Below are 15,755 nucleotides of genomic sequence, written 5' to 3' on the forward strand. Positions count from 1 at the left end.
CCGACGATGAGGGCGCGCTGGAGGACCGGATCGGCAGCGATGACCCGGCCGCGTGGCCGAACCGCCTGCGCCGGCTGCACGGCGTGCGCCAGGTGGGTGAGGCGCTGTATGCCGTCGGGGCCGGCCGGCAGGTGCATCGGCGCGCGCTGGCCGCCGGCGGATGGACCCGGCACGACCACGGCTGCCGGGTGGTGGCCGGCAGCGGCGATGCCAGCAGCTTCCACGACCTGCACGGGCGCGATGACGATGAACTGCTGGCCGTGGGCAGCCAGGGTGCGCTCTGGCGCTGGAACGGCGGACAATGGCGCGCGCTCGCCGGCCATGGTGAGGCGCCGCTGCATGCCGTGCAGTACACCGGCAACGGCTACTTGGCCACCGGCAGCGCCGGCACGGTGCTGCGGATCGACCAGGACCAGGTGCAACCGCTGGCCCATGCGCACACCGGGGAAACCTTCTGCGGCATCGCACAGGCCTTCGGCACGGTGTACCTGTGCAGCGAAGCCGGCGGCCTGTTCCGGCTGGACGACCACACCGTGTCTGCGCTGGACATCGACGCCGACCCCGACGGTGGCGGTCACCTCGCCGGCAGCGAGGACGGCCTGCTGTGGGTCACCGCCGCACGCGTCCGTCGCCTGGACCACGGCGGCTGGCACGACATCACCCCGGACTGACCCGGCAACGCCCGGCCAACCTCAGATGGCGGCCGCCTGCGCGAACACCGCCAGGTACATCGCCAGCACCGCAAACGCACCGCCCAGCAGCATCGGGGCCAGCCCGATCAGGGTGGCCACCACGCCGCGCAGCGGACCGCCGAACCGCCAGGCCAGCACCACCAGCAACGGCCCGAGCCAGACCAGCAGATAGCCGCCGGCAAAGGCGCGCGTGAGCCAGGGCAAGGCGGCACCGGCGGCCTGCATCGGCCCCATCAGGGGCGGCAGGATCACCGCGCCCATCAGGGTGATGAGCAGGGCGGCCACCCCGCTGCTGGCCAGGCCCAGGATCAGCCCCGCGAGGCCGCCTGCCCGTTGCACATTGCCGGCGGTGCGCGCGGTGCGGGCGCGCGGCCGGCTCATGCGTCCACCTGCTTGCAGACGGCCTCGATGCGGTGACCGTCGGGATCGGTCACGAACGCGGCGTAGTAGGTGTCGCCGTAGTCCGGGCGCAGGCCGGCCGGACCGTTGTCCTGCCCGGCGTGGTCGAGCGCGGCGCGATGGAAGGCCTGCACGGCCGCGCGCGAGGGCGCGCTGAAGGCCAGGTGGAAGCCGGGCCCTGGCGCGCAGGCGTCATCGCGCTGCTTCAGGCACAACAGGTCTTCCTCATCCACCAGGCCATAGCCGATCGCGCTGTCGTCCTCGAATACCCGTCGGTAGCCCAGCGCGCCGAGCACGGCGTCATAAAAAGCGCCGGCGATGGCCAGGTCGCGAACGCCCAGGGAGAGATGGTGCAGCATGCGGACATCCTTGCCATGAAGTGCGGGGTGCAGGCTGCATTGTAGGGGCGATCGTGCGGCCGCTCGCCGGCTTGCCCGCCGCACAACGGGGTGGCAGCGGCTTGACCTGGATCAACTGCCTGCCAGCGGGGATGCCTAGGCTGGAAATTCCCACAGGAAATCCCCTCATGAACATCCTCATCGGGCTGCTGCCCTTCATTCTTTTCGCCCTGGTCGAGCGCCTGGCTGGCATCCCGGCCGGCCTGTGCGCCGGTGCGCTGAGTGCGCTGGCGCTGTGCCTGCGCGACTGGACCGGCCCACGCCGCCACAGTGGCCTGATCGAACTGGTGTCACTGCTGCTGTTCGGCTCGCTGGCGGTCTACGCCGGGCTGTATTCACCGCACTGGACGGTGATGGGCGTGCGCATCGTGGTCGATGCGATCCTGCTGCTGGTGATGCTGGCCTCGATGCTGATCGGGCGTCCATTCACGCTGGGCTATGCCAAGGCCGATGCGGACCCGGCCGACTGGCTGTCGCCGCGCTTCATCCGCAGCCACTACGTGGTGTCCGGGGTGTGGACCGGCGCACTGGCGGTGGTGGTGCTGGCCGATGCGCTCATCCTGTTCTGGCCGCGCGCGACGCTGGCCGGGGTGGCGCTGATCGTGGCCGCGCTGATGGCGGCCAGCCGCTTCACCAGCCGTTACGCGGCCTCGCTGCGCACCTGAGCGCTGGCCTCGCGGCGCAGCGCGGTCGGGTCGGCGGCGGCCATGGCCTGCAGCCGTTCGCGGCCGCGCAGTTCCACCTCGCGCCCCTCCATGGCCACCAGCCCCTCGTCCTGGAAACGGCGGATCAGGCGGCTCAGGGTTTCCGGGGCGAGGCGCAGGTAGCTGGCGATATCCATGCGCGACATGGTCAGCTGCCAGCGGCTGGACGAATACCCGCGCGCGGCCATGCGGTCGGCCATGCCGATGAGGAAGGCGGCCAGGCGCTCGTCCGCATTGTTGTTGCAGGACAACTGCGTGGCCCTTGCGATGTCGCGGCTCATCAGGCGGAACAGCTTGGCCTGCAGGCGCGGCATGCGCGCGGCCAGCGCGGCGGTATCGCGGAACGGCAACCGGCACAGGGTGACCGTATCCAGGGCGATGGCATTGCACGGATGGCGCTCTTCATCGATGGCACTGAGCCCGATGAAATCACCCGGCATGTGGAAGCCGATGGTCTGCTCGCGCCCTTCGCGATCGACCGAATAAGTCTTGACCGTGCCCAGGCGGATGACCGCGATGGACTGGAACGGGTCGCCCTGGCGGAACAGGAAGCTGCCGGCATGCACCGGCGCGGTGTGCTCGATCAAGCCTTCCAGTTCATCCAGGTTGGCCGCTTCCATGGCGCCGGGGAAGCAGTCCGGCCCGAGCGGACAGGCGCAGCAGGCCTTGGGGCGCACCGACGGCGTGGCAAAGGTCGTACCCATGATCGTGTATCTCCAGCGCTGAAAGCGTTGCCCGGAACCGGGCACGTCTGGCAGGTCATGCCTGCCGCCTTCCCCCTCAACCCGATACAGAGAAAAACGCGGTGGATCCTGTTGCGCCATGTCGAGGCCGCCGCCAAGCGGGTTACCAACATGTGGACTACGGTTCCATAATATTTATGGGAACGCTGTTCCGCAATATGGGAAAACCAGTATTTATACTGGTTTCGCCTATTCAGGTTTCGATGGCGGGGCTGGGGGCTGAAGGATTCAGCGGTCAGGGCGGGCCTGCGGGTTGATCGTGTCGCACTTGACCCACGTCAAGTGGGCGGTGGCGGCGCCGCCCTAACGTATGTCCACCGGCCGCAGTTGCTGCGGGTCACGGCAATCCCACCTTTTACTCGGAGTCTTACCCATGAACCGTATCTTCCGCCTTGCCCCGCTCGCCCTCGTCGGCGCCCTCACCCTGGCCGGCGTCGCCCAGGCCCAGGAGCCCACCGTGAACATCGGTGAGCGCCACGGCAACCTGCGCACCGCGCAGGAACACATCGTGCAGGCCTACCAGCTGGTGGGCGTGGCGCAGCAGGACAACGACGCCCGCCTGGGCGGCCATGCCGAACGCGCGCGCCAGCTGCTGATCCAGGCCGACCAGGAACTGCGCATGGCGGCCAATGCCGCCAACAACAACGGCCGTCCGTAAGACCGGCCAGCAACCCGGCCAGGTGTCACCCTCCCCCGACCGACGCGGCCCTGCCGCGTCGGTTTTTCAGTTGGCGGGTGGCGGTGCGGGATAGTGTGTCGGTGCGCATGGTCGACGCGCGCTCAACGTCGGCCGGTGGCAGATCGGTTGGTAGAAGAGGATGGTGCGCTGCGTGGCGTTTCGGCAGGCGGCTTTGCTGCAGCTTCAAAGGCAGCCGGCCAGCGGCCGGCACTACCGGGGTCCATGCCTTCCGACGGCGGTCGGCATTACGGGGCCACGCCTTCCGAGGGAAGCGGCAACGGCTTAGCCGCCCTTCCCCACCCGCGCCGCCGCCCGCGCGCGCGGCGATGTCCTGGCCAGTGCGCCGACGATCTGCCCGGCCACCTGCGCCTCGTCGGCGGTGCGCCCGAAATGGTCCACGTAACGGCCATTGCGGTCCAGCAGGAACACGAAGGTGGAGTGGTCCATCATGTACTGGCCTTTCTGGCCGTACGGCACTTTCTTGTAGTACACGTGATAGCCATCGGCCACCGCCGCGACCTGCGCCGCCGTCCCCGTCAGCCCCACCATGTCCGGCCCGAACAGGGACACGTACGCCTTCATCTTCGCGGGCGTATCGCGCGCCGGATCGATGCTCACAAACACCGGCGTCAGCGCCGGCCCGCCCTGCTTCTGCACCCGCCGTGCGATCCGTTGCAGCCGCGCCAGGTCGGTGGGACACACATCCGGGCACGAGGTGAAACCGAAGTACAGCAGCACCGGCTTGCCGTGGAAGCTGCGGTCCGTCACCGCCCGCCCGTTCTGGTCGGTCAGCGTGAACCCGCCGCCGATCAGCGGCTGCGTCTGGGCCGCGAGCGGCTGCATCGACAACAGCAGTAATGACATGGTGATTGCCGGCACCAGCGCCGGCCACAGGCTGCGGTACATATCAATGCGCTCCGCTGTAGGTGAGCGCGAAACCGACCAGGTTCGAGTCCTGGCCAGCCTGCGCCTGGCTGCCCACCGACAGCGCCATCGTCAACTGGCCGGTCAGCCGGTAACCACAACTGAGCTCGTTGAGATAGTCGTGCCGGCCCGCGCCCGGCGCCCACGGGCGACGCTTGTCGGTGCGCGTGGCACCGAACACCCAGCGCCCGTAGTCGATCGTCAGCGAGGTGGTCAGGTAGCGCGTGTCGTTGCCCGCGATCGCGTTTTCGTTCTGCACGTCGGCATATTCCACCAGCGGCACGATATCGAAGTAGCGGCCGCGCAACGTGGTATCCAGGTCCGCGCTCGAGGCCGGCGCCCAGATGTAGCGCGCCGACACCACGCGGATCACCTCATCGTCCGGCGGCCCGGCATCGGCCTGCGCCGTGCCGGCCCGGTTGCGCATGTAGCCGGCCTGCAGCTCCAGGAACGGCAGCGCCGGGATCGAATCCCAGTTCACCGTCACCGCATACGAATCCAGCTTGCCGGTGTTGGCCGGCCCGCCGTCGCTGCGCTGCGCGCGCCCGCCACTGCGGAAGAACGGCCGGCTCAGTTCGGTGGTGTCGGCCGTGTACAGGTTGAGCCCCCCCTGGATCATGCCCGCCTTCTGCCCGAACCAGCGGTAGGCGTAGGTCGCCCCGAGCATGCCGCCGAGGTCGTAGGTGGACACGAAATCATTGGTGTACAGCCCCGGCGCGGCATCCATCGCCCGCCCGAACGGCACCTGCAGCTTGCCCACCTGCAACTGCGTGTGCTGGGTGAGCTTGTAGTAGTTGAGCTCGTTGACCACCAGGCCGATGTCGCCGAAGGTGCGCTTCTCGCCGTTGGCCGGCGGGTTGAGCGGGTTGATCTCGGTGGACAGCCGGATCTGGTCGTTGGGGCTGAAGCGGACGTAGAAACTGCTCTGGATGTCGGGATAGAAATCGGTGGTGTTGCGCGGGGCGGTGGCACCGTCGCCTTCGCTGCGGCTGAAGTCGTACTGCATCACCGCGCTGTAATCCATGCCCACGTTGGGGTAATAGCCCTTGTCGGCGTGCGCCTCGTTGCAGGCCAGGCCCAGCCCGCCCACCAGCCCCACCACCAGGGTGCGTCTGCACAGGATGCTCATCACTTGTCCTCCGCCGGCAGCTGCACATTGGCCGGCAAGGTGAACTCGCGGCCGCTGTTCTTGAGGTAGCTGCAGGTCTGGTTGTCGCCGTAGATACCACCCAGCGGCGCCAGCGTGACCGCCTGCGCGTAGTCTTCCGGGCGCACCACCTGGACCACCTGCATCATGCCGCCGTCCTCGTGCTCGAGGATGTGGCAGTGGTAGACGAACTTGCCCAGCATCACCGGATCACGGAACGGAATGCGCAGCGTGATCGAGCCCCGGGTGGGGATGAATACCGTATCGCGGTAGCCGCTGAACGGCACCGGCTTGTCGTTGATCGCCACCACCTGGAAATCGGTCTGGTGGATGTGGAACTGGTGCAGCTCCTGGGACGGGTTGTACAGCCGCCACTCTTCCACGTCGCCCAGCTTGACGGTGGTGTTGACCCGGCGCGGATCGAAGCGCTCGCCGTTGATCATGAACGCATCGCCATCGGTGGCCGAATCCTGGAAGGCGAACTGGCGCACGTGGGCCACCTTCACCTTGCCCAGGTCTTCCAGCACCGGGTAGGCGCTGGTGATGCGGCGCGTGGCCACCGGCGCGCCAGCCACCCGCATCGTGGCGATGCGCGCGCCCTTGTACTGGTCGCCGGCCGCGCCGGTATTGCCCGCCGCCAGCTCGACCGCATGGTCGCCCACCGCCGGCCCCACCACCAGGATGCTGAAGCGCGCCGACGGCCCGATCAGCAGTTCATCGGTGTCCACCCGCTTGTTCACCGTATTGCCGTCGCGCGAGAGGATCTGCACGTTCTGGCCGTTGATGCGGATGCGGAAGTACTGGTTGGCCGAGATGTTCATCAGGTGCCAGAGCTGGGTCTCACCGGGCTGGATGCTGATCACCGGGTCGGCCTGGCCGTTGACGGTGCGGATGGACGGCGCGCTGGTGACGATCGCGCTGGCCAGCTTGCCGGTGAGGGTCTTCTGGAAGTTGCGCAGCACCAGCACGCGTTCCTTGATGCCCTTCAGCTCGGGGAACGGATCGAGGATGCCGTCCACCAGGATCGGCCCGGCGATGCCCGACTCCACCTGGCGCTGCGCGCCACCGTGGAAATGACTGTGGTACCAGTACGCGCCGGGGCTGTGGTCGGGCGGCAGCTTGAACCGGTACAGGCCTTTCTCGTGCGGGCCCACCTCACGGAAGATGCTGTCGCCCGAATCCAGCGGGGTGACGGTCATGCCGTGGAAATGCAGGTTGGTCTTCTCATCCATCTGGTTGTCCAGCGTGATCGCCACCGTGCCGCCAGGGCGGGTGCGGATCAGCGGCGCGTCGTAGTCGCCGTTGAACACCAGCGCGCGGTAGGGCTGGCCGCCCACCGATACCGGTGACATCGCCGGGCGCAGGGTGCCCTTGCTGACCCCGTCGGCGCCGTAGCGGATCTCCGCCGGGGCCTGCAGCGGCGCACCGGGCGCGGTGGCATCGGCGGGCGCCTGGGCCACGCTGGCGCCGGTCCACAGCAGGGCGCCGGCCAGGACCACGGCGTAGACGTCGTGCAGCCGATATCGGCGGGGTGCGGGTGTGGGGGTGCTCGGGTGGGCGTGCATGGGCGTACCTGCAGGTGGACGTAAAGGGAGGGCGGCGTCAGTTGCCGGCGATGGCCCAGGTGATGAAGCCGGTGGCGATCGCGCTGAGCACCAGGCCGATGAGGAACAGCCAGTCGGCCACGGCTTCCAGGATCTGGTTGCGCTTGCGGCGGCGCGTGCGCAGCGCCCAGTACGCGCTGAGGCAGGCGCCGAGATAGATGAGCGAATTGATGCTGAGCAGGTCATCGCCCAGGGTGTCCACCTTGCGCAGCACGGTGACCACGTGCAGCACGCCGACCACGGTCATGCACACCCCCATCATGGCCGCGGAGGTGGTGAAGATATGGACGCAGATGTCTTCGTCCAGGTGGGCGGTGCGCGCAGGGGCGCGTGATGCGGTGGAGCGCATGGGGGTCTCGCTGCGGACGGTGCCGGCCAGGGTGGTCGCGGCAAGCGAACGGTAGCCAGACCGGTCGGGCCGGCGCATGACCTAGGTCAAGTGGAGCCGCATCGGCCGCCCCGGCGGCCGCATTCAGTCGACCGGCGGCGCGCCGCCTGGCCGGCGCCGGCGGCTCAGACCACGCCCGCGTCCACGGTGAAGGTCTGCCCGGTGCACATCGCGCTTTCATCGGCGCACAGCCACAGCGCCATCTCGGCGATGTCGGCCGGCTGCAGGTGGGTCTTCAGGCATTGCCGGGCCAGGTAGCGCTCGAACATCGCCGGGTTGGCCGCGCCCTTGGCGCGCTGGCGCTCGGTGAGCACCCAGCCCGGGGCGATCGCATTGACCCGGATGCCGTCGGCGCCCAGCTCGCGGGCCAGCGCCTTGGTCATGCCTTCCATCGCCGATTTGAGCGTGGCATAGACCGGCACCCCGGCCACGCCCATCTTCCAGCTGATCGAACCGAGGTTGACGATGACGCCCTGCCCGGCCTGGCGCATCGGTGCGGACAGCGCCTGGGCCAGGAAGAACGCATGGCGCAGGTTCACCGCCACGCGGTCGTCCCAGTCGGCCACGCTGACCTGCGCCAGGGGCTGGGCCTGGTCGTTGCCGGCGTTGTTGATCAGCGCATGCGGGCTGCGCCCCTGCAGCAGCGTCTGAACGGCGGCCAGGCTGGCCGGGATGTCACGCAGGTCGCACTGGGCGAAGGCCGGTGCGGGCAGGCCGGCGTCGACCAGCGCCTGCACCGTGCGGCCGGCGGCGTCGGCGTCCACGTCCAGGAAGCGCACATCGCTGCCCTGGGCGGCAAAGGCGGCCACGATGGCCGCCCCGATCCCGGCCGCGCCGCCGGACACGACCACGGTCTTGCCGGCGAGCGAGGGATAGTGGGCCATCTCAGCCGCCGTACTCGCCGACCGGCGTGCCCGCCACCTCCACCTGCAGGGCCAGGATGCTGCCCGACAGCGGCGCGGCGGCCAGCTGGGTGGCCGACAGGCGGATGCGCGCGGTGGTGATGTACAGCGTTTTCAGATCCGGGCCCCCGAAGGCGCAACTGGTCGGGCGCGGGACCGGCAGGTCCACGGTGCGCACCAGCTGGCCATCGGGCGAGAAGCGCTTGAGCGCCCAGCCATCCCACATCGCGCACCAGACATGGCCTTCGGCATCCACGGCCAGGCCGTCGGGCATGCCCTCCGAATCGCCGAAGCGGGCGAACACGGCCTTGTTGGACAGCGTGCCGGTGGCCAGGTCGTAATCGTAGGTGTCGATCTGCCGGCGCGCCGAGTCGGCCAGGTAGAAGCGCCGCGAATCCGGGCTCCAGCCCAGTCCGTTGCAGATGTGGAAGCCGGTTTCGATTTCCACCAGCGTGCCGTCGGTGTCCAGCCGGTACAGCGAACCGCGCTCCGGGCTGGCATCGATGGCCAGCGTGCCGGCCCACAGGCGGCCGGCGGCATCGCACTTGCCATCGTTGAACCGCCGCCCGGACATCTGCCCGGGCGTGGCCAGCAGCGACATCTCCCCGCTCTGCAGGTCCAGCGCGCGGAACCCGCTCTGGGTGGCGGCGATGAAACCGCCGGCGCGGCGCGGCACCACCACGCCCACCAGCTCGCCCAGCGGCGTGGTGCGCGTATCGCCGGTGACCAGGTTGGACAGGTTCACCGACGGCGCCAGGATGTCCACCCACAGCAGCGAGCGGCCGTTGCCCAGCCAGTGCGGGCTTTCGGCCAGGAAGGCGCTGTAGGGAATGGCGCAGCGCACGTGCCGGTCGGCGGCGTGGCTGGGGGTCACCGAGCTGCTGATGGACATGAAGGTTTCGCCCACGTTGCCGGAGATGCGGCGGGCCGCTTCGATCACGTCCCGGCCCAGTGCGTGCAGGCGCTCCAGCGGCAGCCGGAAGGACGGGCCGCTGATGCTCACCGCGCCGATGGCATCGCCACGGTGGTCCAGGATGGGGGCGGCCACGCCGCTGACGCCCATCGCCGATTCCTCCACCGAGACCGCATAGCCACGCGCCTTGATCAGGTCCAGTTCGCGCTGCAGCTCGCCCAGGTCCAGGATCGAATGCGGGGTGAGGCGCTTGAGCGACGTGGTGGTGAGGTAGCGCTGCAGTTCTTCCGGCGGCCGGTGCGACATCACCGCCTTGCCGATCGCCGTGGCCACCGCCGGCAGGCGGCTGCCGACGCCGTTGGCCAGGCGCATGGCCTGGACGTGGTCGCGCTGGTCGATGATCAGGATTTCCTTGTCCTCCAGCACGCCCAGCCGGGTGGTTTCCTGGGCCAGCTCGCGCAGCCGCAGCAGCTCCGGCTCGGCCGCGCTGCGCAGGTCGAAATCGCTCCACACCTTGTGCGCCATCTCGAACAGCCGCGTGCCCAGCCGATAGGTCTGGCTGGCCTCCTCCAGGCGCACCAGCCGGTAATCGATCAGGGTCTGCAGGATGCGATGCAGGGTGCTTTTGGGCAGCCCGGAATAGCGGCCCAGTTCGCCGAACGGCAGCGGATGCGGGGCATCGGCGATCAGGGTGAGCAGGCTCAGCCCCTTGGACAGCGCCTGCGCGCCGGGGATCGCAAAGCGCCGGTCGCCGTCACCGTCCTCCACTACCTCAAGGACGTCGTCGTTGGCGGGCGGATTCCGGGGTCTGGCCATGGGGGAGCTCTCGATGCGCCGCCTCCAGGTGGGCGGCCGGTTTTGATCCTATATTTTAGAACAGTGTTCCGCAAGTTGGCCCAATGTCATGGGGGTGTCATCTGCTGCTGGCGCTAAGCCGGGCGCTGCCGCATGCTGCGCCGCAGGCCCCGCCGCGCGGTGTCCTGTCTTGCCCTGCCCCTGCCGTTGAAGTTGCTGTGCCGGCCTGCCGGCGACGTGGATGAATGCGTGCAACGCGGTTTTGACCGCCCTTCCGGGAAGGCCATCGATGCAGTCCAGACACCTGGCAGTGACGATCCTGGCCGCGCTGGCGCCCTGCCCGGCCTGGGCCGAGCGCGCCGCGCCGGCTGCCGAGCGCGCGCCCGATGCCGCGTCGTCCTCGCCCACGGTCACCGCGCTGGATGCCATCACCGTGACCGCCCAGTACCGGGAGGAAAACGCGCAGAAGATCGCGCTGGCCGTGTCGGTGGTGGATGGGCAGACGCTGCAGCGCCGCCAGGCCACCGACATCGGCAACCTGGTCGGCGTGGTGCCCAGCGTCACCTTTGCCGCCGGCAACGAGCTGCGCAACAGCGCGATCCGCATCCGCGGGGTGGGCACCGATGTGTTCAGCACCGGGGTGGAGCCGAGCATCGCCACCGTGCTGGACGGGGTGGTGCTGCAGCGGCCCGGCGCGGCGTTCAGCGACCTCTACGACGTGGAACGGGTGGAAGTGCTGCGCGGCCCGCAGGGCACGTTGTTCGGCAAGAACGCCTCGGCCGGGGTGATCCGCATCATCACCGCCGCCCCGGATTTCGAGCGCCGCAGTGGCGCGTTCAACGCCCAGGTGGCGCAGGACCAGGACTACCGCGTGGATGCGGCGGTGTCCGCGCCGCTGGGCGCCGGGCTGGCCTACCGCGTGGCCGCCTTCTATCGCGACCAGCCGGGTACCGTGCGCAACCTGCATGACGGGCGCCTGCTCAATGGCCAGCAGGCGCATGGCGCGCGCGGCAAGCTGGCGTGGCGTGCGGAAGACGGACGCTCGGACATCACCCTGAGCGCCGATGTGAGCCGCCTGGACGCCGACTGCTGCGCGCTGCCGCTGCTGCAGGCCAGCAGCCAGCCGCGCGCGCTGGACACCGGCACCGACGTGGGCCGTGGCAGCCGCACGGTCAACAACGACGTGGTGCCGTTCGTGCGCCAGGACAATCGCGGCGTGGCCCTCACCGCCAACCTGGGCGTGGGCCGGCACACCTTGACCGGGGTGTGGGCCTGGCGCCGCTTCGACAACCACAGCGACGTGGACCTGGATGACACCCAGGCGCAGCTGATCACCCGCAACGACAACCTCGAGGCCAGCCGCACCACCTCGCAGGAACTGCGCCTGGCCTCGCCGACCGGCGGCGCCATCGACTATGTGCTGGGCGCGTTCCATTTCGATGGCCAGGTGCGCAACCGGCTGGACCGGCGCGGCCTGAACATCGGCGCGGTGAACGCCCTGCTCGGCGATGGCCGCGTGCTGGGCGAACAGGCCGTGCTGGCCGGCCAGTCCACGGTGGACAGCCGCAATTCCTCGCTGTTCGGCCAGGGCAACTGGCATCCCCGCGAGCGCCTCACCCTCACCGCGGGCGTGCGTTTCATCCGCGAGCGGCAGACGCTGCGCTTCGTACGCCCGCGCGATGGCCTGTTCACCGGCAGCGGCCAGCCGCCCACCAACCCGGCCTTTGGCCCGGTCACCGGCCACTACCGGGACCAGGCCAGCATCGGCCGGCTCAGCGCGGCGTGGGCGTTTACCCCGCAGGTGACCGGCTATGTGGGCTGGAGCAGCGGCTACAAAGGCCAGGGGCTGGCGGCCACGCTGGGCCTGACTGCCGCGCAGTTCGCCCGGTTGCCCGCGCCGGCGGAGACCTCCAGCCTGGTCGAGGCGGGGCTCAAATCCACCCTGCTGGACAACGCGCTGCTGCTCAACCTCACCGCCTTCCGCACCCGCATCCACGATTACCAGGGCCAGACCTACGACATGCCCTCCGGCCTGTTCCTGCTCACCAGTGCCGGCGGCGTGGCCATCGATGGCATCGAGCTGGAGTTCACCGCGCGGCCGCACCCCTGGTGGAGCGTGACCGGCGGGGCCACCTGGCTGGATGCGCGCTTTGTCGGCGTGCGCAACGGCCCCTGCTACAGCGGTCAGGGCGCCGCGCAGGGCTGCGCGCCGGCAGTGCCCGGTGGCGCGGCGGTGCAGGACCTCGACGGCAAGCCCTTCATGAACGCACCGCGCTGGCGGGCCGTGCTCAGTGGCCGCTACGACGCCCCGCTCACCGCGCACGTGGATGTGTACGTGCAGGCCGACTACCGCTGGCAGGAGCGGGTGATGCTGGACATCAGCCAGAACCCACGCATGACCCAGCCGGCCTACGCGGTGGCCGACCTGTCGGCGGGGCTGATCTTCGCGGCCGGCCGCTACGACCTGGGCGTGTTCGTGAAGAACGTGGGCAACCAGCGCTACGCCGCCAACGTGATGGCGGTCAGCGCGGCCGGCGGCCCGGACGCCTATGCCCTGCAACTGGCGCGCGATGTGCAGCGCTATGCCGGGGTGAGCTTCCGGATGCGCTTCTGAGCGGCGCGCGCACATGGCCCTGATCGACCTGCTGGTGCTGGGCGCCTATCTGCTCGGCACGCTGGCCATCGGCCTGCATTACGCCGGGCGCAACCGGCGCTCGCGCGACATGTTTGCCGCCGGCGGGCGATCACCGTGGTGGGTGTCCGGGCTGAGCGGTTTCATGACGCTCAAATCGGCCGGCACGTTCGTGGTGTGGGGCGGGCTGGCCTATCGCGAAGGCGTGGTGGCGATCGCCATCAACACCTGCATCGGTGTGTCGGCGCTGCTGGTGGGCTGGTGCGTGGCCGGGCGCTGGCGGCGCACGGGGGTGACCACGCCGGCGGAATTCGTGGCGTTGCGGTTCGGCCCGCAGGCAGTGCAGTTCTACACCTGGGCCATGCTCGCCGTGCGCGTGGTCACCACCGGGGTGGCGCTGTATGCGCTGGCGGTGATGCTGGTGGCACTGGTGCCGCTGGCACCGGGCCACCCGCTGCGCGACCCGTCCACCGGCCACCTCTCGCTGGCGCTGGCCATCGCCGTGTTTGGCGCGGTGGTGATCGCCTACACGGTGGCCGGCGGGCTGTGGGCGGTGCTGATGACCGACGTGCTGCAGTTCGTGGTGCTGCAGCTGGCGGTGCTGCTGGTGATCGTGCTGCTGGGGCTGGACGTGCTGGGCGCGCCGTCGCTGGCGCCACTGCCGCCCGGCTTCTTCGTGCCCGTCTCGGCGCACTATTCGCTGTGGTTCATGGCCGGCTGGGTCACGGTGCACTTCTTCCTGGTCGGTGCCGAGTGGGCCTTCGCGCAGCGTTACATCTGCGTGCCGAGCGTGGCCGATGCCCGCCGCAGTGCGTGGCTGTTCGGTGCGCTGTACCTGGTGAGCCCGGCCCTGTGGCTGACCCCGCCGATCCTGTTCCGCATGCTGCACGCCGATGCCGACCCCGAACAGGCCTACATCCTGGCCAGCCAGCAGGTGCTGCCGGTGGGCATGCTGGGGCTGATGATGGCGGCGATGTTCTCGGCAACGGCCAGCGCGGTCAGCGGCCAGCTCAACGTGTTTGCCGGCGTGCTCACCGAGCAGTTCTACCGGCGCCGGCTGCGTCCGCAGGCCAGCGAGGCGCAACTGGTCCGCGCCGGGCGGATCTTCACCTTTGCCATTGGCGTGGCGCTGGTGGGCGTGGCCCTGTGCGTGCCGCGCCTGGGCGGGGCGGAAAAGATCGTGCTGACCCTGACCGCCCTGCTGTTCGGGCCGCTGATGGCCCCCACCCTGTGGGGCCTGCTGAGCGGGCGCAACGGTGTGCGCAGCGTGTATGTGACCGCCGCCGCCAGCCTGGCCGCCGGGCTGCTGGTGCGCCTGGGGCTCGCGGCCGGCGGGCCGTGGGACGGCAGCCTGCCCGCGCAGTGGGTGCAGGCCAATCCGCGCCTGGCCGACGTGCTGGTGGGGGCGCTGCTGCCGGTGCTGATCCTGGCCGTGGCCGAGTGCACCGCGCGCGGCGAGCAGCCGCAGTGGCCGGCGGTGCGCGCGCGCATGGCGGCCTATGCACCCACGCCGCTGGGCGCGGCCGATGCGCTGGACCGCACGCCGGCACGGATCATCGCGATCGCGCTGGGGGCATGCGGGCTGCTCAGCCTGGGGCTGCTGGCGGTCAACAGCGCCGGGCGCACCACGCTGCTGGTGTTCGGGCTGGTGCTGCTGGCGATCGCGCTGCTGGCCGGGTGGATCGCGCGCGGGCCGCTCCGCCGCGTGGGCTGAGCGCGTCGCGGGGCAATGCGCCGCACTTGACCTGCATCAAGCGCGTGGCCGGCCAGGCCGCCTACTGTCGCTCCTGCGATGGCCGCCGCATCCGGGAATCGTCCCGCTGCCGCACCGCGCACCCTACTTTTTCTGGAGACAGTGTGATGAAGCGGCTTTCATTCGGAGTGGCGTTGTTGTTGCTCCTTCCCTTGTGCGCGGCGACGGCGCAGGCAGCCCCCAAGGCCGAGGCAGCGGCGGCCCCCAACGTGGAGCCGATGCCGGCGGCGAACTGGTTGTTCGTGCAGACCGGCAGCGGTTTCATTTCCGACGGCAAGACGCTGACCATCCAGGGCGTGGGTGGGCAGACGCTGATGTTCACCGACCGCCCGGAGCGGATGACCGGGGATGTATCGACGGCAAAATTCGTGAGCTACTGGGGCAGCGGCAAGGATGATTTCGAGAAGGACCCGCCCAATGCCACGGTGTCCACGGTGGTGAACGGGAAGACGGACCTGACGGTGGTGGAACTGCGCAACCCGCGCTTGAACGGCGGCAACCTGACCTACGACATCCGGGTGCTGGGCGGCACGCTGCCGGACATGGGCAGCAGGTGAGCGTGTTCATCGACTGGTGGTACGGCCCGGCGATGTACGGCCCGCGCCCGTGGGGCTGGGGCGGTGGTCCGCGCATGTTCCCGGGCGGGCGCTGCTGGCGTGGGCCGTATGGCCACCTGCACTGCCAACCGTGGTGGGGCTACTGAGTCACTGCCCGCCCTGTCTGAAGCCGCACGCTGGTAGAGGTGCGGTTTTTTTTCTTCGCCTCCTCGACGTGCGCCACCCATGGCGCACTAAGGTCCCGCGAACCCGCACACCCCCGCCCCCGACAGATGGCCGGCGGCCGCCAGGAGATCCACAGCCGAAGCACTGGCCGGTGGTCGGTGGTCGTTGAGAACAAGGGTGGCTGTTGGATGCCGGCCAGCGGCCGGCACTACCGGCTTTTCGGTGCGCACCGACCAACTGTCCTAGGGCGGGTACGGGTGGGGGTGCGGGACCGTCATACGCCATGGATGCCGCACCACGATCTTACAGGGACGTAACTGCAGCGTGGACCGCCCCCCCCCCCCTACCCCCCCCCCCCCC

The 15,755-nt window shown here is 69.7% G+C and carries 16 protein-coding genes; 7 read left to right on the forward strand and 9 right to left on the reverse strand.

What is annotated here, in order from left to right; genetic code table 11:
- On the forward strand, positions 1 to 671 hold a 671-nt coding region (locus tag RSA25_RS05740; RefSeq protein WP_332807946.1), incomplete at its 5' end, for a hypothetical protein.
- Positions 672 to 692: 21 nt separating this feature from the next.
- Here RSA25_RS05740 and RSA25_RS05745 read toward each other — a convergent pair.
- Together RSA25_RS05745 and RSA25_RS05750 are read right to left on the reverse strand one after the other, a co-directional pair.
- Positions 693 to 1,073, reverse strand: coding sequence for a hypothetical protein (locus tag RSA25_RS05745; protein ID WP_332807947.1), 381 nt, complete (start codon positions 1,071 to 1,073; stop codon positions 693 to 695).
- On the reverse strand, positions 1,070 to 1,450 hold the full coding sequence (locus RSA25_RS05750) for a VOC family protein (protein ID WP_332807948.1): 381 nt from the start codon (positions 1,448 to 1,450) through the stop codon (positions 1,070 to 1,072). Before RSA25_RS05750 ends, RSA25_RS05745 begins: the two co-directional genes overlap by 4 nt.
- A gap of 167 nt (positions 1,451 to 1,617) precedes the next feature.
- Between RSA25_RS05750 and RSA25_RS05755 the strand changes: the two genes are divergently transcribed.
- Complete coding sequence (locus RSA25_RS05755; RefSeq protein WP_332807949.1) at positions 1,618 to 2,154, forward strand: hypothetical protein; 537 nt, start codon at positions 1,618 to 1,620, stop codon at positions 2,152 to 2,154.
- Here RSA25_RS05755 and RSA25_RS05760 read toward each other — a convergent pair.
- Positions 2,130 to 2,897 (reverse strand): cyclic nucleotide-binding domain-containing protein, encoded by a 768-nt coding sequence (locus RSA25_RS05760; protein WP_332807950.1) that lies wholly within the window; start codon positions 2,895 to 2,897, stop codon positions 2,130 to 2,132. The genes RSA25_RS05755 and RSA25_RS05760 overlap by 25 nt on opposite strands.
- Before the next feature lie 412 nt (positions 2,898 to 3,309).
- Here RSA25_RS05760 and RSA25_RS05765 point away from each other — a divergent pair, with 412 nt between their 5' ends.
- Entirely contained in the window at positions 3,310 to 3,594 is a 285-nt protein-coding gene (locus tag RSA25_RS05765; RefSeq protein ID WP_332807951.1) for a hypothetical protein, read from the forward strand.
- A 303-nt stretch (positions 3,595 to 3,897) separates the two neighbouring features.
- On the opposite strand, the gene RSA25_RS05770 is transcribed toward RSA25_RS05765, so the two are convergent.
- The 6 genes from RSA25_RS05770 to RSA25_RS05795 all read right to left on the reverse strand — a co-directional run bounded on the left by RSA25_RS05770 (position 3,898) and on the right by RSA25_RS05795 (position 10,309).
- Entirely contained in the window at positions 3,898 to 4,521 is a 624-nt protein-coding gene (locus RSA25_RS05770; protein WP_332807952.1) for an SCO family protein, read from the reverse strand.
- 1 nt (position 4,522) lies between these two features.
- The gene (locus RSA25_RS05775; RefSeq protein ID WP_332807953.1) at positions 4,523 to 5,668 is read right to left on the reverse strand and encodes a hypothetical protein; all 1,146 of its coding nucleotides are present in this window, start codon (positions 5,666 to 5,668) and stop codon (positions 4,523 to 4,525) included.
- Positions 5,668 to 7,251, reverse strand: coding sequence for a multicopper oxidase domain-containing protein (locus tag RSA25_RS05780; RefSeq protein WP_332807954.1), 1,584 nt, complete (start codon positions 7,249 to 7,251; stop codon positions 5,668 to 5,670). The genes RSA25_RS05775 and RSA25_RS05780 overlap by 1 nt, the downstream gene beginning before the upstream one ends.
- A 37-nt stretch (positions 7,252 to 7,288) precedes the next feature.
- Complete coding sequence (locus RSA25_RS05785) at positions 7,289 to 7,717, reverse strand: hypothetical protein (protein WP_332807955.1); 429 nt, start codon at positions 7,715 to 7,717, stop codon at positions 7,289 to 7,291.
- An 86-nt stretch (positions 7,718 to 7,803) separates the two neighbouring features.
- Positions 7,804 to 8,562: an SDR family oxidoreductase gene (locus RSA25_RS05790; protein WP_332807956.1), complete on the reverse strand. Its 759-nt coding sequence runs from the start codon at positions 8,560 to 8,562 to the stop codon at positions 7,804 to 7,806.
- Position 8,563: 1 nt separating this feature from the next.
- Positions 8,564 to 10,309, reverse strand: a complete 1,746-nt coding sequence (locus RSA25_RS05795; RefSeq protein ID WP_332807957.1) for an SMP-30/gluconolactonase/LRE family protein — start codon at positions 10,307 to 10,309, stop codon at positions 8,564 to 8,566.
- Between the two features lie 268 nt (positions 10,310 to 10,577).
- Here RSA25_RS05795 and RSA25_RS05800 point away from each other — a divergent pair, with 268 nt between their 5' ends.
- The 4 genes from RSA25_RS05800 (at position 10,578) to RSA25_RS05815 (ending at position 15,376) form a co-directional block, all read left to right on the forward strand.
- Positions 10,578 to 12,902, forward strand: coding sequence for a TonB-dependent receptor (locus RSA25_RS05800; RefSeq protein ID WP_332807958.1), 2,325 nt, complete (start codon positions 10,578 to 10,580; stop codon positions 12,900 to 12,902).
- Between the two features lie 13 nt (positions 12,903 to 12,915).
- The gene (locus RSA25_RS05805; protein WP_332807959.1) at positions 12,916 to 14,634 is read left to right on the forward strand and encodes a hypothetical protein; all 1,719 of its coding nucleotides are present in this window, start codon (positions 12,916 to 12,918) and stop codon (positions 14,632 to 14,634) included.
- Positions 14,635 to 14,810: 176 nt separating this feature from the next.
- The gene (locus RSA25_RS05810; protein ID WP_332807960.1) at positions 14,811 to 15,230 is read left to right on the forward strand and encodes a hypothetical protein; all 420 of its coding nucleotides are present in this window, start codon (positions 14,811 to 14,813) and stop codon (positions 15,228 to 15,230) included.
- A complete protein-coding gene (locus RSA25_RS05815) occupies positions 15,227 to 15,376 on the forward strand; it encodes a hypothetical protein (protein ID WP_332807961.1) in 150 nt (49 codons plus the stop codon). The genes RSA25_RS05810 and RSA25_RS05815 overlap by 4 nt, the downstream gene beginning before the upstream one ends.
- Positions 15,377 to 15,755 lie beyond the last annotated feature (379 nt).

Origin of the sequence: Stenotrophomonas sp., assembly GCF_036662295.1 — a bacterium.
Taxonomy (GTDB): domain Bacteria; phylum Pseudomonadota; class Gammaproteobacteria; order Xanthomonadales; family Xanthomonadaceae; genus Stenotrophomonas.